This is a genomic window from Streptomyces sp. 1-11 (assembly GCF_007176755.1).
GTDB lineage: Bacteria > Actinomycetota > Actinomycetes > Streptomycetales > Streptomycetaceae > Streptomyces.
Genome location: NZ_BJTV01000001.1, coordinates 35,973 through 60,546, shown reverse-complemented (window position 1 = coordinate 60,546; position 24,574 = coordinate 35,973). Strand labels below are relative to the sequence as shown.

Annotated in this window: 23 protein-coding genes; 9 read left to right on the top strand and 14 right to left on the bottom strand. The window is 73.1% G+C overall.

The features are described 5' to 3' along the window. The first annotated feature begins 10 nt into the window (after positions 1-10). The gene (locus TNCT1_RS00285) at positions 11-388 is read left to right on the top strand and encodes a F0F1 ATP synthase subunit epsilon (protein WP_143626875.1); all 378 of its coding nucleotides are present in this window, start codon (positions 11-13) and stop codon (positions 386-388) included. A gap of 153 nt (positions 389-541) precedes the next feature. Beyond that, positions 542-988 (top strand): DUF2550 domain-containing protein, encoded by a 447-nt coding sequence (locus TNCT1_RS00280; RefSeq protein ID WP_143626873.1) that lies wholly within the window; start codon positions 542-544, stop codon positions 986-988. Between the two features lie 59 nt (positions 989-1,047). Here TNCT1_RS00280 and TNCT1_RS00275 read toward each other — a convergent pair whose 3' ends face one another. The 3 genes from TNCT1_RS00275 to TNCT1_RS00265 form a co-directional block, all read right to left on the bottom strand. Continuing rightward, positions 1,048-2,868 (bottom strand): glycoside hydrolase family 18 chitinase, encoded by a 1,821-nt coding sequence (locus TNCT1_RS00275; protein WP_143626871.1) that lies wholly within the window; start codon positions 2,866-2,868, stop codon positions 1,048-1,050. Between the two features lie 125 nt (positions 2,869-2,993). After that, positions 2,994-3,635, bottom strand: a complete 642-nt coding sequence (locus TNCT1_RS00270) for a response regulator transcription factor (protein WP_143626869.1) — start codon at positions 3,633-3,635, stop codon at positions 2,994-2,996. Continuing rightward, complete coding sequence (locus tag TNCT1_RS00265) at positions 3,632-4,804, bottom strand: sensor histidine kinase (protein ID WP_143626867.1); 1,173 nt, start codon at positions 4,802-4,804, stop codon at positions 3,632-3,634. Before TNCT1_RS00265 ends, TNCT1_RS00270 begins: the two co-directional genes overlap by 4 nt. A gap of 151 nt (positions 4,805-4,955) precedes the next feature. Between TNCT1_RS00265 and TNCT1_RS00260 the strand changes: the two genes are divergently transcribed. Further along, positions 4,956-5,489, top strand: coding sequence for a hypothetical protein (locus TNCT1_RS00260; RefSeq protein ID WP_143626865.1), 534 nt, complete (start codon positions 4,956-4,958; stop codon positions 5,487-5,489). Here TNCT1_RS00260 and TNCT1_RS00255 read toward each other — a convergent pair. Then, a complete protein-coding gene (locus TNCT1_RS00255; RefSeq protein WP_143626863.1) occupies positions 5,486-6,058 on the bottom strand; it encodes a cob(I)yrinic acid a,c-diamide adenosyltransferase in 573 nt (190 codons plus the stop codon). The two genes, TNCT1_RS00260 and TNCT1_RS00255, sit on opposite strands and share 4 nt — an antisense overlap. Before the next feature lie 217 nt (positions 6,059-6,275). Here TNCT1_RS00255 and TNCT1_RS36065 point away from each other — a divergent pair, with 217 nt between their 5' ends. Next, positions 6,276-6,809: an SMI1/KNR4 family protein gene (locus TNCT1_RS36065; protein WP_235902227.1), complete on the top strand. Its 534-nt coding sequence runs from the start codon at positions 6,276-6,278 to the stop codon at positions 6,807-6,809. A gap of 21 nt (positions 6,810-6,830) precedes the next feature. Here the strand turns inward: TNCT1_RS36065 and TNCT1_RS00245 are convergent, their stop codons facing one another. Then, complete coding sequence (locus TNCT1_RS00245) at positions 6,831-7,253, bottom strand: hypothetical protein (RefSeq protein ID WP_143626861.1); 423 nt, start codon at positions 7,251-7,253, stop codon at positions 6,831-6,833. Positions 7,254-7,585: 332 nt separating this feature from the next. Between TNCT1_RS00245 and TNCT1_RS00240 the strand changes: the two genes are divergently transcribed. From TNCT1_RS00240 to TNCT1_RS00230, 3 genes are all read left to right on the top strand, one after another. Further along, positions 7,586-8,434 carry a 3-hydroxyacyl-CoA dehydrogenase family protein gene (locus tag TNCT1_RS00240; protein WP_143626859.1) on the top strand — a complete coding sequence of 283 codons (849 nt, stop codon included), beginning with the start codon at positions 7,586-7,588 and terminating at the stop codon, positions 8,432-8,434. Between the two features lie 174 nt (positions 8,435-8,608). Then, positions 8,609-8,932, top strand: a complete 324-nt coding sequence (locus TNCT1_RS00235; RefSeq protein ID WP_143626857.1) for an STAS domain-containing protein — start codon at positions 8,609-8,611, stop codon at positions 8,930-8,932. 336 nt (positions 8,933-9,268) lie between these two features. Next, entirely contained in the window at positions 9,269-11,758 is a 2,490-nt protein-coding gene (locus tag TNCT1_RS00230) for an ATP-binding protein (protein WP_143626855.1), read from the top strand. A 75-nt stretch (positions 11,759-11,833) separates the two neighbouring features. Here TNCT1_RS00230 and nucS read toward each other — a convergent pair whose 3' ends face one another. After that, entirely contained in the window at positions 11,834-12,505 is a 672-nt protein-coding gene (gene nucS / locus TNCT1_RS00225; protein ID WP_143626853.1) for an endonuclease NucS, read from the bottom strand. A gap of 299 nt (positions 12,506-12,804) precedes the next feature. Between nucS and TNCT1_RS00220 the strand changes: the two genes are divergently transcribed. Continuing rightward, entirely contained in the window at positions 12,805-13,197 is a 393-nt protein-coding gene (locus tag TNCT1_RS00220; RefSeq protein ID WP_014675028.1) for an SCO5389 family protein, read from the top strand. Between the two features lie 124 nt (positions 13,198-13,321). Here the strand turns inward: TNCT1_RS00220 and TNCT1_RS00215 are convergent, their stop codons facing one another. Continuing rightward, positions 13,322-14,350: an LLM class flavin-dependent oxidoreductase gene (locus tag TNCT1_RS00215; protein ID WP_143626851.1), complete on the bottom strand. Its 1,029-nt coding sequence runs from the start codon at positions 14,348-14,350 to the stop codon at positions 13,322-13,324. 222 nt (positions 14,351-14,572) lie between these two features. Here TNCT1_RS00215 and TNCT1_RS00210 point away from each other — a divergent pair, with 222 nt between their 5' ends. Beyond that, the gene (locus tag TNCT1_RS00210; protein ID WP_143626849.1) at positions 14,573-14,905 is read left to right on the top strand and encodes an ATP/GTP-binding protein; all 333 of its coding nucleotides are present in this window, start codon (positions 14,573-14,575) and stop codon (positions 14,903-14,905) included. A gap of 8 nt (positions 14,906-14,913) precedes the next feature. On the opposite strand, the gene TNCT1_RS00205 is transcribed toward TNCT1_RS00210, so the two are convergent. From TNCT1_RS00205 to scy, 7 genes are all read right to left on the bottom strand, one after another. Then, a complete protein-coding gene (locus tag TNCT1_RS00205) occupies positions 14,914-15,789 on the bottom strand; it encodes an ABC transporter permease (RefSeq protein WP_143626847.1) in 876 nt (291 codons plus the stop codon). Continuing rightward, on the bottom strand, positions 15,786-17,090 hold the full coding sequence (locus TNCT1_RS00200; protein ID WP_143626845.1) for an ABC transporter ATP-binding protein: 1,305 nt from the start codon (positions 17,088-17,090) through the stop codon (positions 15,786-15,788). Before TNCT1_RS00200 ends, TNCT1_RS00205 begins: the two co-directional genes overlap by 4 nt. A 131-nt stretch (positions 17,091-17,221) precedes the next feature. Further along, positions 17,222-17,995, bottom strand: a complete 774-nt coding sequence (locus tag TNCT1_RS00195; RefSeq protein ID WP_174266083.1) for an ABC transporter permease subunit — start codon at positions 17,993-17,995, stop codon at positions 17,222-17,224. A gap of 2 nt (positions 17,996-17,997) precedes the next feature. After that, a complete protein-coding gene (locus TNCT1_RS00190; protein WP_143626840.1) occupies positions 17,998-18,954 on the bottom strand; it encodes an ABC transporter ATP-binding protein in 957 nt (318 codons plus the stop codon). A 92-nt stretch (positions 18,955-19,046) separates the two neighbouring features. Then, positions 19,047-19,310: a DUF3253 domain-containing protein gene (locus tag TNCT1_RS00185; RefSeq protein WP_143626838.1), complete on the bottom strand. Its 264-nt coding sequence runs from the start codon at positions 19,308-19,310 to the stop codon at positions 19,047-19,049. A gap of 136 nt (positions 19,311-19,446) precedes the next feature. Next, entirely contained in the window at positions 19,447-20,382 is a 936-nt protein-coding gene (locus tag TNCT1_RS00180) for a cellulose-binding protein (RefSeq protein ID WP_143626836.1), read from the bottom strand. 183 nt (positions 20,383-20,565) lie between these two features. After that, positions 20,566-24,447, bottom strand: a complete 3,882-nt coding sequence (gene scy / locus TNCT1_RS00175; RefSeq protein ID WP_143626835.1) for a polarized growth protein Scy — start codon at positions 24,445-24,447, stop codon at positions 20,566-20,568. Positions 24,448-24,574: the final 127 nt, after the last annotated feature.

Below are 24,574 nucleotides of genomic sequence, written 5' to 3'. Positions count from 1 at the left end.
GGAGCCACCCTTGGCTGCTGAGCTGCACGTCGAGCTGGTCGCCGCCGACCGCCAGGTCTGGTCCGGCGAGGCCACCCTGGTCGTCGCGCGCACCACGTCCGGCGACATCGGCGTCATGCCCGGTCACCAGCCGCTGCTCGGTGTGCTGGAGTCGGGCCCGGTGACCATCCGTACGAGTGATGGCGGAACGGTCGTCGCCGCGGTGCACGGCGGTTTCGTCTCGTTCGCGGACAACAAGCTCTCGCTGCTGGCCGAGATCGCCGAGCTGTCGGACGAGATCGATGTCCAGCGCACGGAGCGCGAGCTCGAGCGCGCGAAGGCGGAGGACGACGCGGAGGCACAGCGCCGCGCCGACGTCCGTCTGCGGGCGGCGACGGCGGCGCGTTGATCCAGCGCGCGGTGTGATGACGTCACTCAGCCGCGGTCGGTCCGGAGCAATCCGGTACCGACCGCGGCTGAGGCAGATGTGGGTGTTTTTTGGGTTTCATTACTCAGTTGTTAGCGCAGTGACACTGTCTGGGAGACGAGGAGGTCGGTGCCGATGGTCCTCGCTCTGACTGTGTGCGGGATCGTGGTCGCGCTCGTGGTGGCGGGACTGTTCCTGTTCGGGCTGCGCCGCAGGCTGATCCAGCGCTCCGGCGGGACCTTCGACTGTTCCCTGCGCTGGGACGTGGCCGAGAAACCGGACGCCGGCGGCAAGGGCTGGAGCTACGGCGTCGCCCGCTACAACGGTGACCGGATCGAGTGGTACCGGGTCTTCTCCTACGCCCTGCGCCCCCGCCGCGTGCTGGAGCGCGCGGCCATCGAGGTGGCCGGCCGCCGGCTTCCGGAGGGCGAGGAAGAGCTGGCGCTGCTCTCCGACGCGGTGGTCCTCGCCTGCACCCACCGCGGCTCCCGGCTCGAACTGGCGATGAGCGAGGACGCGCTGACCGGTTTCCTGGCGTGGCTGGAAGCGGCCCCGCCCGGGCAGCGGGTGAACGTGGCGTAACGACGTTCACCCTCCACCGGACGTCGTCCGAGGGAGGGTGAATGCCGTTCCAGTGGGTCTTACAGGTTGCTGTTGATGGCGCTCACCAGCTCGCCGTTGCTGGTGTCACCGCTGAACTCCCAGAAGAACGCGCCGCCGAGGCCCTGGTTCTTGGCCCAGGCCATCTTGCCGGCGATGGTGGCGGGGGTGTCGTAGGACCACCAGTTGCTGCCGCAGTGCGCGTACGCCGTGCCGGCGATCGTGCCGGTGGCCGGGCAGGACGTCTTGAGCACCTTGTAGTCCTCGATGCCCTGCTCGTAGGTGCCCGTCGCCGGGCCCGTGGCCGTGCCGCCCGGGGCGTCCTGGGTGACGCCGGTCCAGCCGCGGCCGTAGAAGCCGATGCCGATGAGCAGCTTCTTCGCGGGAACGCCCGCCGCCTTGAACTTTGCCATCGCGTCGGCGGTGGTGAAACCGTCCTTCGGGATGCCGGAGTACGAGGTGAGCGGGGAGTGCGGGGCCGTCGGGCCCTTGGCGTCCCACGCGCCGAAGAAGTCGTACGTCATCACGTTGTACCAGTCGATAGAGCTCGCGGCGCCGGCGTAGTCGGCGGCCTCGATCTTGCCGCCGGCCGAGCCGTCGGCGGTGGTGGCCGCGGTGACCAGGTTGTTGGAGCCGAACTTGGCGCGCAGCGCGGCCATCAGGTTCTTGAAGGCCGCCGGACCGCTGGTGTCACAGGTCAGCCCGCAGGCGTTCGGGTACTCCCAGTCGATGTCGATGCCGTCGAACACGTCCGCCCAGCGCGGGTCCTCGACCAGGTCGTAGCAGGACTGGGCGAAGGCGGCCGGGTTCTTCGCGGCGTCGGCGAAGCCGCCGGACCAGGTCCAGCCGCCGAAGGACCACAGCACCTTGATGTTCGGGTACTTGGCCTTGAGCTGGCGGAGCTGGTTGAAGTTGCCGCGCAGCGGCTGGTCCCAGGTGTCGGCGGTGCCGCTGACGGACTGGTCGGCGGTGAACGCCTTGTCGTAGTCGGCGTAGGAGTCGCCGATCGCGCACTTGCCGCCGGTGACGTTGCCGAAGGCGTAGTTGATGTGCGTGATCTTCGACGCGGAGCCGGACGTCACCAGGTTCTTGACGTTGTAGTTGCGTCCGTAGATGCCCCACTCGGTGAAGTAGCCGAGCTTGACCTTGTCGCCGGTGGGCGGGGGAGTGGTGCCGCCACCGGTGGTGTGCACGGCGACCGCGCCGCTGACCGGTCCGGTCTGGTCGGCGGTGTCGCGGGCCCGCACGGTGTAGGAGTAGTCCGTGCCGGCGGTCAGCCCGGTGTCGGTGTACGAGGTGGCCGTCACCGTGGAGACGACCTTGCCGTCGCGCAGGACGTCGTAGTTCTTGACGCCCTTGTCGTCGGTGGCCGCGCTCCAGCTCAGCTTGACGGAGGTGTCGGTGATGCCGGAGGCGGTCGGGGTGCCCGGGGCGGAGGGCGCCGCGTCACCGGGGACCGTGGTGCCGTCGCAGCTGTCGCCGTTCAGCTTGCAGTTGGACGGGGAGCCGGAGCCCGCGCCGTTGAAGCCGAAGGAGACGGAGGCGCCGGGGGCGATGCTGCCGTTGTAGGACTTGTTCTTGGCGGTCCAGTGGTTGCCGGAGTTCGTGACGTCCGCGTCCCACGCGGAGGTGACGGAGGTGCCGGAGGGGAAGTCCCACTCGACGGTCCAGGAACTGATGGCGCTGGTACCGGTGTTTTTCACGGTCCACTGACCGCCGAAGCCGGTGCCCCAGTCGCTGCTCTTGGTGAAGCTCGCCGTCGCGTTGGCCGCGGCCTGGGCGGGGCTCGCGAGACCGACGAGGCCGGCCAGGGGGAGCAACAGGGTCGCGAACCCTGCCGCGGCTCTGTGTCTGAAGCGCATGCTGCGCCTCCCTCTTCATCGGGGGTGTCAGGGGCATGACTGAGCCTTCACGCCCACAGTGCCGCGAGGATAGAAAGGTCTGGACCACATGGTCAATAGGTCTGGACCACTTGGCCCGAGTCCGGTTAGATCCCCAACTCCTGTGCGAGGACGGCGGCTTGCACCCTGCTGCGCAGCTCCAGCTTCGCCAGCAGACGGCTGACGTGCGTCTTCACCGTGCCCTCCGCCATTTCCAGGCGCCGGGCGATCTCCGCGTTGGACAGCCCCTCCCCGACACAGGACAGCACCTCGCGCTCCCGCCGGGTGAGGCCCTCCAGCACCGCCGGGGCGGTCCCCGGCCCCCGCGCCGGAGCCGCGGCGAACTCCGCGATCAGCCGCCGGGTGACGGCGGGCGCGACGATTCCCTCCCCGCGCGCCACCGTCCGCACCGCCGTCAGCAGGTCGCCGGCCTCGGTGTGCTTCAGCAGGAACCCGGCCGCCCCCGCCCGCAGCGCCCCGAAGACGTACTCGTCCAGATCGAACGTGGTCAGCACCAGCACGTCCGCCAGCCGCTCCGCGGTGATCAGGCGGGTCGCCGTCACCCCGTCAAGGCGCGGCATCTGAACGTCCATCAGGACCACGTCGGGGCGCAGCTCCCGGGCCAGTTCCACCGCCCGCTCGCCGTCCGCGGCCTCGCCGGCCACCTCGATGTCGGGCGCGCTGCCGAGGATCAGCACCAGTCCGGCGCGGACGGCGGCCTGGTCCTCGGCGACCAGCACTCGGATCACGCGGGGTCTCCTCCGTTCAGCGGGAAGGCGGCGCGCACGGTCCACACGCCGCCCCCGGGACCGGCCGCGAACACGCCGCCGAGCAGGGCCGCCCGCTCCCGCATCCCCGCCAGACCGGCGCCCGAACCGGGCGCCCGGGGCGAGTCGCCGGGCCGGAAGGGGCTGGTCACCCGGACCTCCAGGGCGCCGTCGAGCTGCCGCAGCGCGACGTGCACCCGCCCCCGCGCCGCGTGCTTGAGGGCGTTGGTCAGCGACTCCTGCACGATCCGGTAGGCGGCGAGTTCCACCGGCGCGGGCACCTTGCCGTGACCGGCGTCGAGGGTGACGTCCAGGCCGTTGGCGCGGGCGCCCTCGACCAGGGCGGCGAGGCCGTCGAGGGTGGGGGTCGCGGCGGGCTCCAGGTCACCGCCGCCGGCCCGCAGGATGCCGATCAGCCGCCGCATCTCCTCCAGCCCGGCCACGCTGTTCTCCCGGACGACGGCCAGGGCGTTCTTCGAGGTCGCCGGGTCGTCCAGGGAGAGCGCGGCGGTGGAGTGGATGGCGATCGCGGACAGGTGGTTGGCGATCAGGTCGTGCAACTCCCTTGCCATCCGCGCCCGTTCCGCGGTGACCGCCTGGGCGCGGTCCATCTCGGCCAGCAGCGCGGTCTGCCCGGCGCGCAGCCGGGCCGCCTCGGCGGCGTCGCGGTGGTTGCGCACCACCCAGCCGGTGGAGGCCGGCGCGAACGCGACCACGCCGACGCCGACGCCGATCAGCAGCCCCTGCGGGTCGCGCCACAGGGCCGCCGGGACGACTCCGCCGACCACCGTCAGCATGCCGGTGATCCAGGGGATGCGGCGCGCGGAGGCCGGTGTGCCGTACAGGACGGCCGCGTACACCAGGTCGGTGTAGAGCACGACGGTGACGATGCTGCCTTCGGTCACCGTGTCCAGCGTCAGCGCGGCCGTGCCGATCAGCAGCGCGGTGCGGGGCCGGACGCGGCGCAGCGGCTCACAGGCGGCCGTCACCGCGAGCGGCACCAGCGGGGCCCAGGGGGCGCCCCAGAGCACCAGGCCGGCCGAGGACACCCGCGGGTGCATCCCGAGCGCCCACAGCAGCACCCCGCCGAGCAGCCCGCCCGCCGCGATGCGCCAGTCGTCGCGGTGCGGTCGGGGCGGGGCGAAGGGCATGACCCCATCCAACACGGCCCGCGGCCGCCGCGCCTGCTCCCCCGGAACGGTCCCGGACTGCGACTTTCGCTTACCCCGGGTTCGTCGCCGCCGACGATGATCCGGGCGCCGCGGTCCGCGAGGCTGGAGCCCGGACGAAGGGAGCGGAGCCGTGGTCGTGGGACTGATCGTCGCCTGCGAGGTGGCCTTCTGGGTACTGCTGGCCGCCGGGCTGGCGTTCCGGTACGCGCTGCGGATGCCGCGCACCGGGCTCGCGCTGCTGCTCTGCGAGCCGCTGCTGGAGGTCGTGCTGTTCGCGGTGACCGCGATCGACCTGAGGAACGGGGCCGAGCCCGACTGGCGGCACGGCCTCGCCGCCGTCTACATCGGCTTCACCGTCGGCCTCGGCCACTCGACGGTTAAGTGGGCCGACGCCCGCGTCGCCCACCGCTTCGCCGGCGGCCCGCCGCCCGAGCGGCCCCCGAGGTACGGCAGGGCCCGCGTCGTCCACGAGTGGAAGGTCGCGGGCCGCTGGATCCTCGCCTCGCTGGTCGCGCTGGCCCTGCTGCAGGCGGCGGTCTGGTACGTCGGCGGCCACGGCGAGACCGGTTCGCTGCGGGCCTGGCAGTCGCGGATGCTGCTGCTGATCGTCGTCAACCTGGTGATCGCCGCGAGCTACACGCTGTTCCCCAAGCGGGAGCGCTAGCGCTCCCCGCCCGGCACCCACAGCACGTCCCCGGTCTCCTTGTTCGCCGTCCGGGCCAGGATGAACAGCAGGTCGGACAGGCGGTTGAGGTAGGTCGCGGTCAGCGGGTTCATCACCTCGCCGTGCGCCTCCAGCGCCGCCCAGGTGGAGCGCTCGGCGCGGCGGACCACCGTGCACGCCTGGTGCAGGAGGGCGGCGCCGGGGGTGCCGCCGGGCAGGATGAAGGAGCGCAGCTTCTCCAGCCGCTCGTTGAAGCGGTCGCAGTCCGCCTCCAGCCGGTCGATGTAGAACTGCTCGACCCGCAGCGGCGGGAACTCCGGGTTCTCCTTCACCGGCGTCGACAGGTCCGCGCCCACGTCGAAGAGATCGTTCTGGACTCGGGTGAGTACCTCGACGACCTCCGCGTCCAGGCCGCCCAGCGCGATAGCGGTGCCGAGCACCGCGTTCGCCTCGTTGGCGTCGGCGTACGCCGAGATCCGCAGGTCCGTCTTGGCGACCCTGCTCATGTCGCCGAGGGCGGTGGTGCCCTGGTCGCCGGTCCTGGTGTAGATGCGCGTCAGATTGACCATGCGACCAGCGTAGTTACGGCCGGGCCGTCCGGGAGTCCCATGTGCCGATGGTCACGGCCGGCGCGGCGGACGGGGCCGTGCCCGGTGTCCTCGCGCACGGGAGGCGGGCGGACGGCGGGGCCGGGCGGGGAACAGGCCGGCGAGTCGTGGATCATGGACGGGTCGCAGGTGCCATCACCGGCGGGGGGCCGGAGAACGATCAGGACAGGCGGACGACTTGCCGAGGATCGAAGAACTGGAGGCCGCGCTGCGGGCGATGACGCGGTGGCGCGTGCCCGGGGGGCGCGGCGTGGACTGGGCCGCTCTGGAGGCGGCCCTCGGGACGGCGCTGCCCTCGGACTTCCGCGCGCTGGCGGAGGCGTACCCGATGCTGGTCGTCGACGACTTCCTGGCGGTGTCCCTTCCCCGGCCCGGGCACGAGGCGCTGTGGGGCTCCGCACGCCGGGAGGACGAGATCCTCCAGGACCTGTACGAGATGGGCGACACCGAGGGCCACGTTCCCTTCCCGCGGCCGGGAGGCCTGATCTGCTGGGCGTCGTCCTATTCGGGCGACGACTTCTACTGGAGGACGGACTCCGCGGACCCGGACGCATGGCCGGTGGTCGTCCGCGGGGACAACGGCGACTGGTCGGAGTTCCCGGTCGGCGTCGTCGAGTTCCTGGCCGGCGTGTACGGGCGCACCATCGACGTACCGGGCATGCCCCGGGACTTCCCCGGCGGCAACCCGGAGGTGCTGGGCCTGAGCGACTGACCGCCGCCCGGGCGGGGTGTGCTAATCCGCCGTCACTCCCCAGTACCCGATCCGTCGCGGCTCGCCGTCCTCGTACAGCACCGTGCACCTGCCCTGCGCCCGGCCCGGGAACTCCAGCCGGTCGGAGCGCAGGGCCGCTTCCCAGTCGGCCCGGGTGGGGCGGCCGTCGGGGGCCCAGGCGCGGACCTCCTCGTCGGTCAGCGGGCGCATGAAGGGGCCGTCGTCGGGATCCGTGGCGCCTATCAGTTCGGGCTGGTCCAGGACCGTGCCCGTGCCGCCGGTGAAGACGTACTCGTGCCAGGCCGGGTCCCGCCACAGCTCGTCCACGGTCCGGCCCGGGAACCCGTGGTCGTCCTCGGCCAGTTCGGCTTCCTGTGCCCGGCGGAACGCCACCGCCAGGTCCTGCTGGTAAGGGCCCGTGTGCGTCCAGCCGTTGCCGCCCATGCCGTTGCCTCTTTCCTCGGTTTCCCGGTCGGTCGGAGGCAGCGTAGGAGCAGGCACTGACATCCATGGGAGGCGGGCACCCCGTGCGGGCGGAGCGCAGACGTGACCGGCATCTCATCCCGTGAGACGTGAAACGCGTTACTAACTGCGCCGCTGCGCCCCTCACGGGCGCTAGTGTCCGGCCGAGAGATAGGCCCCGGCATGACCTTTTCGCCTGCCCGGCGGCGTCCGGTGAAGCAACTGTCCCAGGACGCCGGGATCGAACCCCGCGAGCGGACCAGGGGGAGGCATTGCCAGGGCCTGACGACAGCGCGTATCAGGGGAGTCGCACAGTGGCACGGAAGCTCGCCGTCATCGGCGCCGGTCTCATGGGGTCCGGCATCGCTCAGGTCGCCGCGCAGGCGGGCTGGGACGTCGTCCTGCGGGACGTCACCGACGAGGCCCTGAAGCGTGGCACCGACGGCATCAAGGCCTCGTACGACAAGTTCGTGAGCAAGGGCAAGCTGGAGGCGCACGACGCCGACACCGCTCTCGGCCGCATCACCGCGACCACCGACCTGGACGCCGCCGCCGACGCCGACATCGTCGTCGAGGCCGTCTTCGAGAAGCTCGAGGTGAAGCACGAGATCTTCCGCGCGCTCGACAAGATCGTGCGGCCGGAGACCGTGCTCGCCTCCAACACCTCCGCCATCCCGATCACCAAGATCGCGGCGGCCACCGAGCACCCCGAGCGCGTGGTGGGCGTGCACTTCTTCTCGCCGGTGCCGATGATGCAGCTCGTCGAGCTGGTCCGCGGTTACAAGACCAGCGACGAAACCCTCGCCGCCGCGCGGGAGTTCGCCGAGTCGGTCGGCAAGACCTGCATCGTCGTCAACCGGGACGTGGCCGGCTTCGTCACCACCCGCCTCATCTCCGCCCTGGTGGTCGAGGCGACGAAGCTGTACGAGTCCGGCGTGGCCACCGCCGAGGACATCGACCTCGCCTGCAGGCTGGGCTTCGGCCACGCCATGGGCCCGCTGGCCACTGCGGACCTCACCGGCGTGGACATCCTGCTGCACGCCACCGGCAACATCTACACCGAGTCGCAGGACGAGAAGTTCGCCCCGCCGGAGCTGATGCGCCGGATGGTGGACGCCGGTGACATCGGCCGTAAGAGCGGGCAGGGCTTCTACAAGTACTGATCCGTACAGATCCATCCGGATCCGGACACACACCCCGGGAGTATCACTCCCGGGGGTGAATTCGGTATCGGTTCGCTTACAAGCAGCAACCGCCCTGCCGCTCAGGCAGTCAGAGCTTGCACAGCATCAGCACCGTCACGGAGTACGCCGGACCGCACTCAACGGGGAGCGCATATGTACATCAGGGGCGACCACGCCGAGCTGGTCGTCGGGGGCCGCCTCGACGTCCGCAGCGCGGCGGACGCCCGTACGGCCCTGCACTCGGCCGTCGACGACGGCGTCGGCGACCTGGTGCTCGACCTGTCCGAACTGGACTCCTGGGACGCCACCGGACTCGGAGTGATCATGGGCGCCCACCGGCGGGCCGGCCGCTGCGGTCGCCGCCTGGTGCTGCGCGGGGTCCCGGCCCAGATGCAGCGGCTGCTGGTCGCCACCCGGCTGCACCGCATCCTCGCCATCGAGGGCGGCATCGGCGTCGAGTCGCTGCCACGCGTGTGACGCACCGGCGCCGCGTGTGTGAGGCACCCGAGCCGCGTGCGTGAGGCACCCGAGCCGCGTGCGTGACGCACCCGGCCGGGAGTGACCGGGGCGACGGGGGAGATCCGGGCGCAGTTCCCTTACCGCACCACGAGGGCAATCCTCACCGGACCGTGACGTCTCGGGCCGGGCGGCACCCCGCCCTGTCGTGGATACTGTGCCAAGGTTTAGGGTTCGGTCGCCCGCTGCCTGAAGCAACCCTCGAGCGGGACCGGACCAGAAGCGACAGCGCGGTGTGCAACAGGCCGGTAGGGGCCGGTTTGCAGGGCACACGACGCTTTTGGGGGGCTTGAACCCATGGACCCGATCACTCCGGGACCCGAGGAGCACGGCCAGGCTCTCGGCCGCCGCCCGCCCCGGGAATCCCTCACCTCCGACTTCGGCCAGAGCGCGCCCGCGATCGCCCGCACGTCGCAGGTCGTCTCCGGCGGCTTCCTGCTCACCGTCAACCCGGTGGACGGCAGCGAGATAGAACCCTGCCCGCCGCACCAGCGGCCCGAGCGGCCCCGCAAGCGCACGCCCGCCGAGCGCGCCGAGGCCGAGCGTGCCGCCCGGCCGCCCGTGCCGCCCGGCCCGGCGCTGCCCACCCTCGCCCTGCTGGAGCGCCAGGACGAACGCGAGCGCCTGGTCCGGCTGCTGGCGCGTGGCCGCTCGGTGCGGCTCACCGGCCCCGGCGGCTCCGGCCGCACCGCCCTGCTCGACCTCGTCGCCGAGGACTGCGCGGACCTCGCGCCCGACGGCGTGGTACGGCTCTCCGGCTTCCACCGCACCGCCGCCGACCTCCTGCACGACCTGTTCCACGCCGTTCACGAGGCCCCGGCGCACCGCCCCGAACACGACGAACTCCTCGCCCTGGCCGGGGAGATCGGCGCCGTCGTCGTCGTGGACGACCTCGAGTTCGGCGGCGCGGCCCTGGACGAACTGCTCGACGCCACGCCCGAGTGCGCCTTCCTGCTCGCCACCACCCCCGACGTGCCCGCGCCCACCGCCGGCTCCGAGGTGGAGGAGGTCTTCCTGGGCGGTCTGGACCGGGCGGCCGGTGTGGAGATCCTGGAGCGGACCGTCGGCCGTGTGCTCACCGAGGAGGAAGCCAACTGGGCCGGTGACCTCTGGTTCGAGTCCGAGGGCCTGCCGCTGCGCTTCGTGCAGGCCGGCGCCCTGCTCCGGCAGCGCGACCAGTTGCGCGCCAGCGCCGGGGCGGTGGACGAGTACGGCGTCTTCGAGGACGTACTGACCCGCGCCGGGGACGAGTTCGACGCCGGCGACGGCGACCAGCCGGCCCTGCCGTCCCTCGGCGAGGCGGCCGCGCCCGCCCCGCTGCTCGCCTCCCGGCTGAGCGCCTCCGCCCGTGCCACCCTCCGCCTCGCGGTGGCGCTCGACGGTGAGGTGCCGCACCAGGCGCACCTGCCCGCCCTGGTCGGCGACACCCACGCCGACGCCGCGCTCGGTGAACTCGCGGGCTGCGGACTGGTCTCCGCGGTCGGCCCCCGCTACCGGCTGGCGGCCGGTGTGCGGGCCCAGCTCGAGGCCGCCGGATACGACGCCGACGTCCCCGCCGAGGGCCGCACGGCCGCCGAGCACTACGCCTGGTGGGCCGGGCACCCCTCGGTCACCCCCGAGCGGGTGTGCGCCGAGGCCGACGCGGTCCTCGCCGCGCTCGCCGTGGTGGTGCCGGACACCCGGCCCGCCGCCGACGGCGAGGAGGAGGGCGTCGCGGTCCGGCTCGCCCGCGCGGCCGCGCCCGCCTTCGCCGCCGGGCTGCACTGGACCGCCTGGGAACGCTCGCTGCGCTGCGGCGCCGAGGCCTCGAGGCTGTCCGGGGATGTCGCCGAACAGGTCTACTTCCACCACGAGTTGGGCGTCCTCGCGCTGTGCGCCGGACAGCTCGACCGGGCCCGTGCCGAGCTGGAGGCCTCGGGCGGGCTGCGCGCGGCGCTGGCCGACAAGCGGGGCGCGGTCGCCGGGCGCCGCGCGCTGGCGCTGGTCGCCGACCTGGCCGGGGAGGCGCCCGGGCTCCCGGCGGCGGCCGGCGAGGAGGCGCCCGACGCCCGCCGCGAGGCGGCCGCCGCACCGTCCGGCGGGGTGCCGGCGACCTTCGCGGCGCCGTCCGGGCCGGCCGGCGACTCCCAGGCCACCCGCCGGATCCCGGCCGCCGGCGCCGGCGGCGGCATACGCCGGCTGGCCCGCCGCAACCTGGTCGCGGCCGGTTCCGGGGCGCTGCTCGTCGCCGTGCTCGGCACGGTCGTCACGCTGGGCATGACGTCCGAGCAGAACGCCGACCGGAACCCGGCCGGCACGGTCGACGTCAACCCGTCGGTGAGCCAGGGCGCCGAGGACAGCAGCCCCGGCGCCGAACCGGCGAAGGGCGACGAAGGCGGGGCAGAGCCCGGCAGGGCGTCCAGCAGCCCGGTCAACCCCGGGCCCGACGGCACCTACGGCACCTCGGACGACCCGGCCCCGCCCGCGGCCGGCTCCGGCCCGTCGTCCAGTCCCAGTGCCACGAAGGCCCCGGGCGGCGGGGGCACGACGCCGTCGCCCACCAGGAGCACGCACCGGCCGGGCTCGCAGTCGCCCACGCCGACCGTGTCCACCCCGCCGAGCAGCCCGCCGCCCAGTTCGAGTGCGCCGCAGTCGCCGTCCCCGTCGGACGACCCGTCCTCGTCTCCGGGCACGTCCACCTCGGCGAGCGGCCCGGCGTCCGGCGCCCCGACGGCGTCGAGCGGCACGGCGGCGTCGAGCGGCGCGGCGGGCGCGGCCGTGGCCGGCGGTCCGGACTCCGTGGTGTGACCCTTCCCGCCCGACGCGCGAGGGCCGGTTCCCCCCGGGCGGAACCGGCCCTCGCGCGTCGGCCCGGCCGCGGGCTCAGAACAGCCGCAGCTTGTCGTCCTCGATGCCGCGCATGGCGTCGTAGTCCAGGATCTGGCAGTTGATGCCGCGGTCCGTGGCCAGGACCCGGGCCTGCGGCTTGATCTCCTGGGCCGCGAAGACGCCGCGGACCGGGGCCAGGTGCGGGTCGCGGTTCAGCAGTTCCAGGTAGCGGGTGAGCTGTTCGACACCGTCGATCTCACCGCGCCGCTTGATCTCGACGGCGACCGTCGCCCCGTCCGCGTCCCGGCAGAGGATGTCCACCGGGCCGATCGCGGTCATGTACTCGCGGCGGATGAGGGTGTAACCCTCGCCGAGGGTCTCGATGCGGTCGGCGAGCAGCTCCTGCAGGTGCGCCTCCACGCCGTCCTTGATCAGACCGGGGTCCACGCCGAGTTCGTGCGAGGAGTCGTGGAGGATCTCCTCCATCGTGATGATCAGTTTCTCGCCCGCTTTGTTGACCACGGTCCACACGCCCTCGTCGTCGCCCGCGCCCTCCTTGAGCGTGCAGGGCGGCGACATCCAGTTGAGGGGCTTGTACGCCCGGTCGTCCGCGTGGATGGAGACGCTGCCGTCCGCCTTGACCAGGATCAGGCGGGGCGCCGAGGGCAGGTGGGCGGTGAGCCGGCCGGCGTAGTCGACCGAGCACCGGGCAATGACGAGACGCATGGTCGGCAACGCTACTCGACACCCGGTGGTGCACGCGATCCGCCCTCCCGCCGCCGGACCTCACCGGCACCGCCAGCCCGGGGAGCCACCCTTTTTATCCCTGGAAACTCCTGTTCAACTCTGGCCGATTGTGCGCGCAAAGGGACCGTTCCATATACGCAATCTGCTGGTGTGGTCACCGACCGTTGCCTACCGTAGGGAACGGGAGGTCGCGGTCCGTGTACCCAGCGTGTTCGGTATCGCGAACTGCCTTGTCTGTCCGGCAACCCCTGCTCGGCGGGGGTGCGAGAGGAGAACCCATGTCGCTCGACGTCTCACCGGCCCTACTCGAACAGGCCGAGCGAGGCGAGGTCGACGAAGCAGCATTCGTCGACTGCGTCCGGACCTCCCTGCCCTATGCGTGGGAGATGATCAGCTCCCTGGTGGCCCAGCTGAAGGTGGACGGCGGACCCTTCGCCGACAACCAGACGCCCCCGCCGGACGAGCAGGCGCGCGGTCAGCTGCTGCGTGCGCTCGCGAGTGACGCCATACGCGGTGCGCTGCAGCGGCACTTCGGGGTACGGCTGGCCTTCCAGAACTGCCACCGGGTGGCGGTGTTCCCGCTGGACGCCTCGGTGGACGAGACGCTGGCCCGCTTCACCTCGGTGCGCAACCAGTTGCTGAACCAGTCGCCGGAACTCCGGGACTGCTGACGCGCGGATATCCGGCTGCTTGCACAGTGAGCCGCTTGCTTGCCGCTCCACCTGGGGGAGGTGCATGCGTACTGGGGCGGCAAGCCCCCCGTGGCGCCCGGGGGCCCGGCGGTCCGGCGGCCCGTCAGCGGAGCTGGGCCAGCACCTCGGCGCCCAGCCGCCGCACGTTCTCCTCCGTCGCCGCCAGGTCGCCCGAACCCTCGACGAGGAGGGCGAAGCGGGTGATGCCGGTGCGCTCGGAGGTGGCGGCGAGCCGGTCGGCCGCCAGCCGTGGGGTGCCCACCGGGTGCAGTCCGCAGAGCAGTTCGGTGTAGGCGTGCGGGTCGCGCATGGCACGCGCCCGGCCGTCCACGGTCACATGGGCCTCCAGGCCCTGTTTCAGCCAGCCCGGCATCGCCTTCAGCAGGGTCTCCACCGCGTCGGTGCGCCGGTCGGCCAGCTGGCAGACGCCCGCCGAGACATGCGCCGCGCCCGCGATCTCCTCGGGCGGCCGGCCGGCGGCCCGTGCGGAACGCCGCCACAGGGCGACCATCTCGGCCTTTTCCTCGTCGCCCACGTGCATCCCGAGCAGCATCGGCAGCCCGCGCTCGGCCGCCAGCCGCACCGTGGCCGGTGAGGTGCAGGCGACCACCACCTCCGGTCCGGGGGTCTCCGTCAGGGCCTCGGAGGGGCGGGGCACGACCGGCACCTCGCGGAAGGAGAAGCGCTCACCCGAGGCGGCGACGGACGGTTCGCGCAGCCAGCGCACCAGCAGATCGAGTGATTCCGGGAACCCCCGCTCGTACGCCTGAAGGGTCGCGCCGAACACCTCCAGGTCCACCCAGGGCCCGCCGCGCCCCACGCCCAGGGTGAACCGTCCGCCGCTCGTCAGGTGCAGCAGCGCGGCCTGTTCGCCGAGCGCGACCGGGTGGGCCGTGGGCAGCACACTGACCGCGGTGCCGACGCGGACGCGCTCGGTGCGCCCGAGCAGCATGGCGGCCAGGGTGACCGCGGACGGACACGTGCCGTACGGCACGAAGTGGTGCTCGGCCAGCCACACCGTGTCCAGCCCGGCCTGTTCGGCGACCTCCGCCGAGCGGACCGCACGGTGCAGTGCCTCCCCGGGGCCCTGGCCCGGGAACTGGGCCGCCAGCACAAAACTTCCTACGCGCATCGCTCTTCCTGCTTCCTTGGCTCCGACCGGAGCTCCCCCACCGGGCATAACCGTCTGACACGTGCCGAGGACACGGCTCTGGCGGGGAGATTTGCGGATTGTCTGCAGAATCGGCGCCCTCGTGGGGGCACTTGTGCGGATCGAAGCGCTACGCGTACCCCTGGCGGCGCCGCGTACGCTGGATGCGGCCCGTGCTTCCTGTATAGCTCCGAGAGGTGTCCCGTGTCCCCGCGTCGCAACCGACCGAAGGCAGCCGGATCGTTCGGCCGCAGCGCCGAGGACGATCCGGCGGGCCGGTACGGCGGCTGGCAGTCCACGGAGAACTGGCAGGGCGAGGAGTGGAGCGTGCGCCATGTCGCGGGGGCGAGCGCCGAGGGCAAGACCTATCGTTGCCCGGGCTGCGACCAGTTGATCCCCTCCGCCGTCCCGCACGTGGTGGCCTGGCCCGAGCACGCGGGCGTGGACGACCGCCGCCACTGGCACAAGGCGTGCTGGAACGCGAAGGACCGCCGCACCACGAGGGTGCGGCGGTCCCGTAACGCGCCGAGGTTCTGACCCCGGGCTCAGACGTCCCGGCTCTGCAGCAGCGCGTAGGCGCCGGCGTAGGCCGCGGCGGTCACGCCCAGCATGATCCACAGCGGGTCCCAGCCCGACGGGCCGGAGTGGCTCAGGGTGTTGTCGTAGAACACGCCCATCTGGCTCGGGATCGAGTACTCAAGCAGCGCCTTCTGCACCTTCTCCAGCGACGACGCGTTCATGAACAGCGCGATCACCAGCGGGGCGAGCACCGCGCCGATCATGATGGTGATGGCGCCCGCCGAGTGCCTGATCATCGAGCCGACGAGCAGCGACAGCAGCCCGAGCAGCGCGATGTAGAGGCTGATGCCGAGCGTCGCCTTCAGCCACTCCCCGGTGGACGGGCTCTTGGCGCCCTGGCCGTCCAGCATGGAGGCGTGGAGCATGGCGACGAAGGACACCACCGCCAGCGTCACCACGAAGGCCAGCGCGAAGAACACGATGGCCTTGGCGGCCAGCACCCGGCCCCGGCTCGGGCACGCGGTCGTCGTCGTACGGATCATGCCCGTGCCGTACTCGGACGCCGTGGTCAGCACCCCGAGCGTGATGATGCACATCATGCCGATCAGCAGGCCGAAGAAGCCGAGGGTCAGCGGGCTCTGGCCGCCGAGGTCGCCGGAGCCGCGGACCGCCACGCCGGCCAGCAGGCCGATGCCGACCACGAGCAGGACGAAGACGCCGAGCGTCCACATCGTCGAGCGCACCGACCTGATCTTGGTCCACTCGGAGGCCAGCGCGTGCCCGAGGTGGGTGCGCACGACGGGGATCGGCGAGCTGTAGCCGGGGTGGTTCCCGCCGGGCGCCGCCTGCCAGTCGGGCGCGGCGGCCGGGGCCTGCGGCATCGGGGGCTGGTGGGTGCTCATCGGGCGTCCTCGGGCTGGGTCGGGTCGGCGGCCGGGGCCGCGGCTGCGGACTGGGACGGTTCGGCGGCCGGGGCCGGGGCGGCCGCCGCGGGCTGCTGCGGGACCGGCGGAGCCTGGGGGACCGACGGAGCCTGGGGGACCGGCTGCGCCGGGGGCGCCTGCGGGGCGGGCGCGGCGTACGGGTTGGGGGCGCCCGCGCCGGGGGCCCCGTACCCGCCGGAGGGCGCACCGCCGTACGGCCCGGCGGGCGCCGGCATGGCGAACGGCTGGCCGCCCGCCTGCGGCGGCGGCGGCGCGTACCAGCCGGGCTGGCCCTGGCCGGGCACCGGCAGGGGCGGCTGCGCGCCGGGCGGCAGCGGCTGCTGCAGCCCGGTCTTCTGGTCGATGGTGGAGCGGTAGTCGACGGCGCCCTGCGTCATCCGCATGTACGCCTCCTCCAGCGAGGCCTGGTGCGGCGACAGCTCCCACAGGCGTACGTCCGCCTCGTGCGCGAGGTCGCTGATGCGCGGCAGCGGCAGCCCGGTCACGCGCAGCGCGCCGTCCTGCTCCGGCAGCACATGGCCGCCCGCCTCGGTGAGCGCGGCGGACAGCTTCTCGCGCAGCTGCGGCTCGGTGTCGGGGGTGCGGACCCGCGCGAAGTCGGCGGAGTTGGCGGAGATGAAGTCCCGCACGCTCATGTCCGCGAGGAGCTGGCCGCGGCCGATGACGATGAGGTGGTCGGCGGTCAGCGCCATCTCGCTCATCAGGTGCGAGGAGACGAAGACGGTACGGCCCTCGGCGGCCAGCGCCCTCATCAGGTTGCGCACCCAGAGGATGCCCTCGGGGTCGAGGCCGTTGACCGGCTCGTCGAAGAGCAGCACCTGGGGGTCGCCGAGCAGCGCGGCGGCGATGCCGAGCCGCTGGCCCATGCCCAGCGAGAAGCCCTTGGACCGCCGCTTCGCCACTTCCTGCAGGCCGACGACCCCCAGCACCTCGTCCACCCGGCGGGCCGGGATGCCGGAGAGCTGGGCGAGGCTGAGCAGGTGGTTGCGGGCGGACCGGCCGCCGTGCACCGCCTTGGCGTCGAGCAGCGCGCCGACGTGCCGGGGGGCGTTGGGCAGCTTGCGGTACGGGTAGCCGCCGATGGTCACCGTGCCGGACGTCGGGTTGTCGAGCCCGAGGATCATCCGCATGGTGGTCGACTTGCCGGAGCCGTTGGGCCCGAGGAAGCCGGTCACCGCTCCCGGTCGCACCTGGAAGGAAAGGTTGTACACGGCGGTCTTGTCGCCGTAGCGCTTGGTCAGGCCGACAGCCTCGATCATGCTCCGCACCCATCGAAAGGTTCAGGACAGCGGGGCACACGCCCCCGTAAGGGTTAGGAGGATATCCGGGCGCTGACGGTTCCGGCCAAGGGAAAGTAAAGCCGGAGCACCACGGACGCGGCCGGAACGGCTCACTGGGCGTCCCGCCGCTTGAGCAGGGCGTACCCGCCCGCCAGCGCGGCGGCCACCCACAGCGCCATGATGCCCAGACCGCCCCAGGGGCCGTAGGGGGTGTCGTCGCCGATCCTCGGCACCACCTGCATGATCCGGCTGCCGGCCTGGTCGGGCAGGAAGCGGCCGACCTTCTTGGTGGCGTCGACGTTGCCGAGGATGTTGGAGACCAGGAAGAAGAACGGCATCAGGATGCCGAGCGAGAGCAGCGGCGAGCGCAGCATCGTGGCGACGCCCATGGAGAACACCGCGATCAGCGTCATGTAGAGACCCCCGCCGATCACCGCGCGCAGCACCCCGGGGTCGCCGATGTGGGTGCGCAGCGAGCCCAGCATCGCCTGCCCGAGGAAGAACGCGGCGAAGCTGGTGACCATGCCGACCACCAGCGCCAGCGCGGTGGCCACGGCGACCTTGCCGAACAGGAAGACGCCCCGCCGCGGCACGGCGGCCAGCGACACCCTGATCATGCCGGTGCTGTACTCGCCGGAGACGACGAGCACCCCGAACACGATCATGGCGAGCTGGCCGAGCGTCATGCCCGCGAAGCTGACCACGGTGGCGTCGAAGGAGAGCCGGTCGCGCACCGGCATGTCGCCGAACTGGCTCCGCGTCAGCGCGGAGATGAGCATCCCGAGGGCGATCGTGACCAGCACGGCCAGCGAGAGCGTCCACGCCGTGGACGAGACGGACCGGATCTTGGTCCATTCGGACCGGATCACCTGTGCGGCGGCCATGATCAGGCTCCCTTCCAGCCGGCGCCCCAGTCCCCCGGGACCGGGGCGGTGGGTGCGGCGTGCGCGTGGTACTCCACCGACTCGGCGGTGAGCCGCATGAACGCCTCCTCCAGCGAGGCGTGCCGCGGGCTCAGCTCGTGCAGCACGATGCCGTTGCGGGCGGCCAGCTCACCGATCCGCTCGGCCTTGCCGCCCTCCACCTCCAGCGCCTCGCCGCCCGCCTCGACGACGGTGATCCCGCCCTCGTGCAGCACGTCGAGCAGCCGCTCGCGCTGCGGAGTGCGGATGCGCACGTAGGCCCGGGAGTTCTGCCGGATGAAGTCGGCCATGGAGGTGTCGGCGAGCAGCCGGCCCTGGCCGATGACCACCAGATGCTCGGCGGTCAGCGCCATCTCGCTCATCAGATGGCTGGAGACGAACACGGTCCGGCCCTCGGCGGCCAGCGACTTCATCAGGTTCCGGATCCAGTGGATGCCCTCGGGGTCCAGCCCGTTGACCGGCTCGTCGAACATCAGGATCCGCGGATCGCCGAGCAGCGCGGCCGCGATCCCGAGCCGCTGGCCCATCCCGTACGAGAAGCCCTTGGCCTTCTTCCGCGCCACGGCGGTGAGTCCGACGGCGTCCAGCACCTCGGCCACCCGGCGCGCGGGAATGCCGTTGCTCTGCGCCAGGCAGAGCAGGTGGTTGTAGGCGCTCCGGCCGCCGTGCACCGCCTTGGCGTCGAGCAGCGCGCCGATCGCGGTGAGCGGGTCCTGGAGCTGCTCGTAGTGCAGGCCGTCGATGCGCACGTCTCCGGCGGTGGGCCGGTCGAGTCCGAGGATCATCCGCATGGTCGTGGACTTCCCGGCCCCGTTGGGCCCGAGGAATCCCGTCACGATGCCGGGGCGGACCGTGAAGGTGAGCCCGTCCACCGCCACCTTCTCGCCGTACCGCTTGGTCAGCCCCTCGAGCTCGATCATGCGGCCACGCTAGGACGGGGAACGGGGCCCTGCCACTCGGGCGGCGGGGCGGGCGGCCGGTCCGGCGCGATCCGGCGCGGGGCGGTGCGCGCTCAGCGGGACGGCCGGCGGATCCGGATCGGCCCGCGGGCGCGCGCGGGATCCACCGGGGTTCCGCGCTGGGTGATCTCCACCTCTCCTCGGGCCGCGAGCCGGGCCGCGGCCCGGCGGACGGGTTCCATCAGCTCCCGCCAGCCGTCGTCGCCGGACCGGTGGACCGCACGGGCCACGTCCGAGGGGCAGACCGAGGCGCCCGGCGCTCTGCTGTCGAGGAGTTCGAGGACGGCGTCCTCCAGGGACCGGCCGGAGACGGACATGCGGCGCACCTCTTCCCGGGCCGGACGGCCGGCACCCGGTCCCGGTCCGCCCCGGCCCCGCGTTCTCCCGTCAGGCTACGCGCACACGAGAAAGGGCGGCGGGACAAGGCCCGCCGCCCCTCACCCGGTCGCTCGGCTAGCGGGTCTGCTGCGCCGGGACACCACGGGAGATCGGCTCGTCCTCGGCCGGCGAGCCGGCGGCGGCCACCGCGGCACCGGTCAGCGTGGCGAGCATCTCGCGGACGTTGGTGAGCTGCGCGTTGATCGAGTCGCGGCGGTTGGTGAGGGCCGCGAGCTCGCGCTCGGATTCCGAACGGATCCGGTCCGCCTTGGCGTTGGCGTCGGCCACGATGTCCTCGGCCTGACGCTGGGCCGTCTCCACCGTCTGGCGGGCGCGGCGCTCGGCGTCGGTGCGCAGCTTCTCCGCCTCCAGGCGGAGCTGCTCGGCGCGGTGCTCGATCTCCGCGAGGCGCTTCTCGGCCTTCTGCTGACGCGACGCCAGGTCGCGCTCGGACTGCTCGCGGCGCTTGGCGAGGTTCGTCTCGAAGTCGGCGGCGGCCTGCGCGGCCTTGGCGCGGGTCTCCTCGAAGAGGGCGTCCGCCTCCTCACGCTTGGACTGGGCGTCCTTCTGCGCGTCGGCACGCAGCTGCGAGGCCTCGCCCTTGGCCTTCTCGACGATCCGGACGCCCTCGTCCTCGGCCTTGCCCTTGCGCTCGGCGGCGAAGGACTCGGCGTCGTTGCGGACCTGCTGGGCGGCCGACTCGGCCAGCTCGCGGTGCTGTTCGGACGCGCGCCGGGCCTCCTCACGCAGGTCCTTTGCCTCTTCCTCGGCCAGGCGCAGAATCTTCTCGACCCGCGCCCCGAGACCCGCGTACGACGGCTCGGCATCGGTGACCTGGGCCTGCGCGTTCTGCGTCTCGAGGTGCAGCTCCTCGATGCGCTTCTCCAGCGCGGTGATACGGGAGAGCGCGCTGTCACGGTCGGAGACGAGCTTCGAGATTCGTTCGTCCACCTGAGCGCGGTCGTACCCACGCCGCACAAGCTCGAAGCCGTAGGGGGAAGTGTCGCTCATGGGGTTCCTGTCGAATGAGACCGGTGAGGTGATAGGTGGAATCCTAGGTGCCGAAGCGGTGTGTCATCGAGCGGATACGTGTTTGATCTGGAGAATGACACCTCTTTCGGGTGGCTGATCACGGGACGGCTTGCCAATGAACTGGGCAAAGCACCCAGAACACACCGGAATCCTTCCCGTTCGCTAGCCGTCCGACGATTTGCCACCCGATCGGGGGGAACCGACCGTCGCGCCCGCCTTGACCCCGCCGTCCTTGCCGGCCGCCGGGGTCTCGAAGGACTCCAGCGCCTCCAGGACGTCCTGGACCCGGGAGATCTCGGCGTTGATGTCCTCGCGGCGGCGCACCAGCAGCTCCAGCTCCCGCTTGCCCTCCTCGACCGTGCGCCGGGCCTCGCGGACCGCCTCGGCCTTGAGTTCCTCGGCCTCCCTGACCAGGCTGGCCTTCTTCTGCTCGGCCTCCTTGAGCAGCCCCTCCGCCTTCTTGACGGCGGCGATGCGCACCTTGCCGGCCTCGGAACTGGCCTCTGACACCAACTCCTTGGCCTTCGCCTCCGCCTTGGCGAGCTGCTCCTCGGCCGCCTTGATCAGCGCGTCGCAGCGGTCGCCGGTCGACTTCATCGTCTCGGCGGCCTCCCGGCGGGCCCGCTCGTGCAGCTCCTCGATCTCGGTGGTGATGCGCTCGCGCAGCTCCTCCGCGCGCTCGCGGATCGCGGTCGCGTCCCGGCGGGCGCCGACCAGCAGCTCGTCCGCGTCCGTGCGGGCCTTCTCCACCCGGGAGTTGCCCTCGACGGTCGCCTCGGACACGATCCGGTCGGCCTCGGTGCGGGCCGCGCCCACCATCGTGTCGGCCTGCGACTCCGCGTCCGCGGTGGTCTTCTGCGCCTGCTGCTGGGCCTCGGTGAGCAGCTTGTCGGCCTCCGCCGTGGTCTCCGTGATGAGCGTGTCGACCTGCTCGGCCGCCTCCGAACGCCGCTTGTTGGCGTCCTTGCGGGCCTCGTCCAGCGTCCGCTCCGCCTCCTCGCGCGCCGAACCGACCAGCCGCTCGGCCGCCGCCTCGGCGTCCGCCCGCAGCCGCTCCGCCTCGGCGCGCACCCGCTCCGCGTGCGCCTGCGCCGAACCGACCGTCTCGGCGGCCTCGGCGCGCAGCCGCTCCGCCTCCCCGGTGGCGTCCCCGACGAGCTGCTCGGCGCTCGCGGTGGCCTCGGTCCGGACCCGCTCGGCCTCCGCGACCGCCTCGGCGCGCACCCGCTCGGCCTCGGCGGCCGTCTCGGTCTGCAGCCGCTCCGCCTCGGCGGTGGCCTCGGTGATGAGCGTGTCCACCTGGGCCGCCGCGTCCGAACGGATGCGGTTGGCGTCCTCCCGGGCGTCCGCCCGGGTGCGGGCGGCGGCCTGGTCGGCCTCGGCGAGCGCGTCCGACGCCTCGGTGCGCACCCGCTGGGCGTGCGCGGACGCGTCCGAGCGCAGCCGGTCCGACTCCGCGATCGCCTCGGCGACCGTGCGCTCGGCGAGCGCCTTGGCGGCCTCCGCCTCCTCGTTCGCCTCGCGCCGCAGCCGCGAGGCGTCCTCGCTCGCCCGCTCCCGCTCGGCGTAGGCGTCGGCGCGGACCCGGTCCGCCTCCTCCTCGGCCTCCCGCTTCGTACGGTCGGCCGCGTGCTCGGCGGCCGAGCGCAGCCCGGTGATCTCCTGCTGCGCCTGCTCGTGCAGCCCGGCGACGGAGTCCCGTACCTGCTGGGCGTGCTGCTCGGCGGCGGACACCATCTCGGTGGCGCGCCGGTCGGCCTCCTCGACCAGCCGGGTCGCCTCGGTCTGCGCGTCCTCCACCCGCTTGCGTGCCGAGGCCAGCAGTTCCTCGCTCTGCTCGCGGGCCCGCTCGCGCTCCTGGTCGGCCTCGGACCGCGCGGCGCCGAGCAGTTCCTCGGCCTCCCGGCGGCGCCTGGCCGCCTCCTCCTGGGCCGCGGCCAGCGTCTCGGACGCCTCGGCGCCGAGCCGTTCGGCGGCGGCCTGCGCCTCCGCGCGGACCCGGTCGGCGGTGTCCTGGGCCTCCGCCTTCAGCCGCTCGGCCTCGGCCGCGGCCTCCGAGCGCAGCCGTACGGCCAGGGCCTCGCCCTCGGCACGCGAGGCGGACGCGTCCGACGCGGCCTCGTTGCGCAGCCGGTCGGCCTCGTCCTCGGCCTGCTGCTGGAGCGTGCGGATCCGCTCGGCCGCCTCGGTGCGCAGCCGCTCGCTCTCCTCGGCCGCCTCCCGGCGGATCCGGGCCGCCTCCTCACGGGCCTCGCCGAGAGCCTGCTCGGCCGACGCCAGCCGCTCCTGGGCCTCCGTCTGCAGCCGGGACAGCTCCTCGGCGGCCTCGCCGCGCCGGGCCTCGACCGCCCGCTCGGTCTCCTCGCGCAGTTCGCGCGCGGCCCGCTCGGCGTCCGCCTTCAGCGCGTCGGACTGCTCGACGACCTCCGCGCGGTGCCGCTCGGCCTCCTTGCGGGTGCGCTCCAGGGTCTCCTCGGCCTGCCGGCGCAGCGCGGTGGCCCGCTCGATGGCCTCGGTGCGCACCTTCTCGCTGTCCGAGGTCGCCTTCTGGCGCAGCTCGTCGGCGTCCGCCTTGGCCTTGGCGAGCAGCTCCTCGGCGGACTTGGCCGCCTCCTCGATCTGCGCCACGGCCTCCCGGCGCGCCTCGGCGCGGATCGACTCGCCCTCGGCGACCGCGTCGGCGCGCAGCTGCTCGGCCTCGCCGCGCAGCCGGCGGGCCTCCTCCTGCAGCTCGACCGTCTTGGCGCGGTACTCCTTGGTGTCGTCCTTCGCCGCGCCCTTGAGCTGCTCGGCGATGTCGTGCGCCTCGGCCCGCAGCCGGTCCGCCTCGGCCTCGGCCTCCCGGCGGATCCGCTCGGCCTCCTCGGCGGCGGCCTTCGTGGTCTTCTTGGCGTCCTCGGACGCCTTGTCGAGGACGTCCTCGGCGGTCCGGGCCGCCTTGGAGAGCTGGGTCGCCGTCTCCTCGGCGGTGACGCTGCGGGCCTTCTCGGCGGCCTCGGCGACGATCCGCTCGGCCTCGGCGCGCGCGTCCGCGACGAGCTGCTCGGCCTCGGACTTGGTGTTCTCGGCCTCCTTGGTGGCCTCCTCGACCAGCCGGGCGACCTGCTCCTTGGCGGTGCGGGTACGGGTCTCGTTGGCGGCCTCGGCGCCCGACAGCGTCTTGGCGGCCGCCTCCTTGGCCTCGGTGACGAGCTTCTCCGCCTCGGCCTGCGCCTTGCGCAGGGACTCCTCGGCCTCCGCCATGCGCTGCTCGGCGGCCCGGCTCAGCTCGGCGGACTGCCGGCGGGCGGCGTCCGACTCGCTGACGGTCGCGGTGCGGAGCTGCTCGGCGTGGTCGGTGGCCTCCTGGGCCTGCGTGGAGGCGGCGTTCAGCAGCCGCTCGGCGTCGGTGCGGGCGCGGCGCAGGATCTGCTCGGCCTCGGCGCGCGCGGTCTCCGCGTCGCTGCGCAGCCGCTCGCGGGCCTCCCGCGTCAGCCGTTCGGCCTCCGCGCGGGCGGCGGCCATGGCCTGCTCGGCCTCGGCGCGCGACTCGTCCAGCAGCCGGCGGGCCTGCGACTCGGTGCGGGCGCGCAGCTGCTCCGCCCACGCCACGTTCTCGTTGACGTGCGACTCGACGGTCTGCCGGCGCTCGGCCAGCTCCTGGTCGAGCTGCTGGCGGCGGGTGACCGCCTCCTGGTGCAGCTCGGCCTGGAGCCGGGCGGCCTGCTCGGCGTGCTCCTGCAGGATGCGCTGGGTCTGCGCGCGGGCCTGGCTCAGCTCCCGCTCGGCGTCCTGGCGCAGCTGATCGGCCTGCACCTGGGCGTTACGGAGCAACTGCTCGGCCTGGTAGCCGATGTCACCGCCGTCGTAGGCGGGCCGGGTCATCAGGGTGCGGCGCGCCTCGTGCAGCTTGGCGCGCAGCACCTCGACCTGGTAGCCGAGGTCCTCGGCGTGCTGGATCGCCTTTTCCCGCTCGGTCCTCAGCCGCTTCATCTCGGCCTCGAACCGAGAGAGGTGGTCGACGTCAGCCGCCGGCTCTCGCTCCTGGCTCTCGTAGCCCCGCACTGCGCGGTCCCATCCGTCCCCTGGTCAGCTTCTCCAACGAGCTCCGTCCATCGGCCGAACGGGGCCCCCGGGGAATGGTGTCAGATCAACGGCGGAGCACGGGCTGCTGCCCCGACGCTCGTCCCCC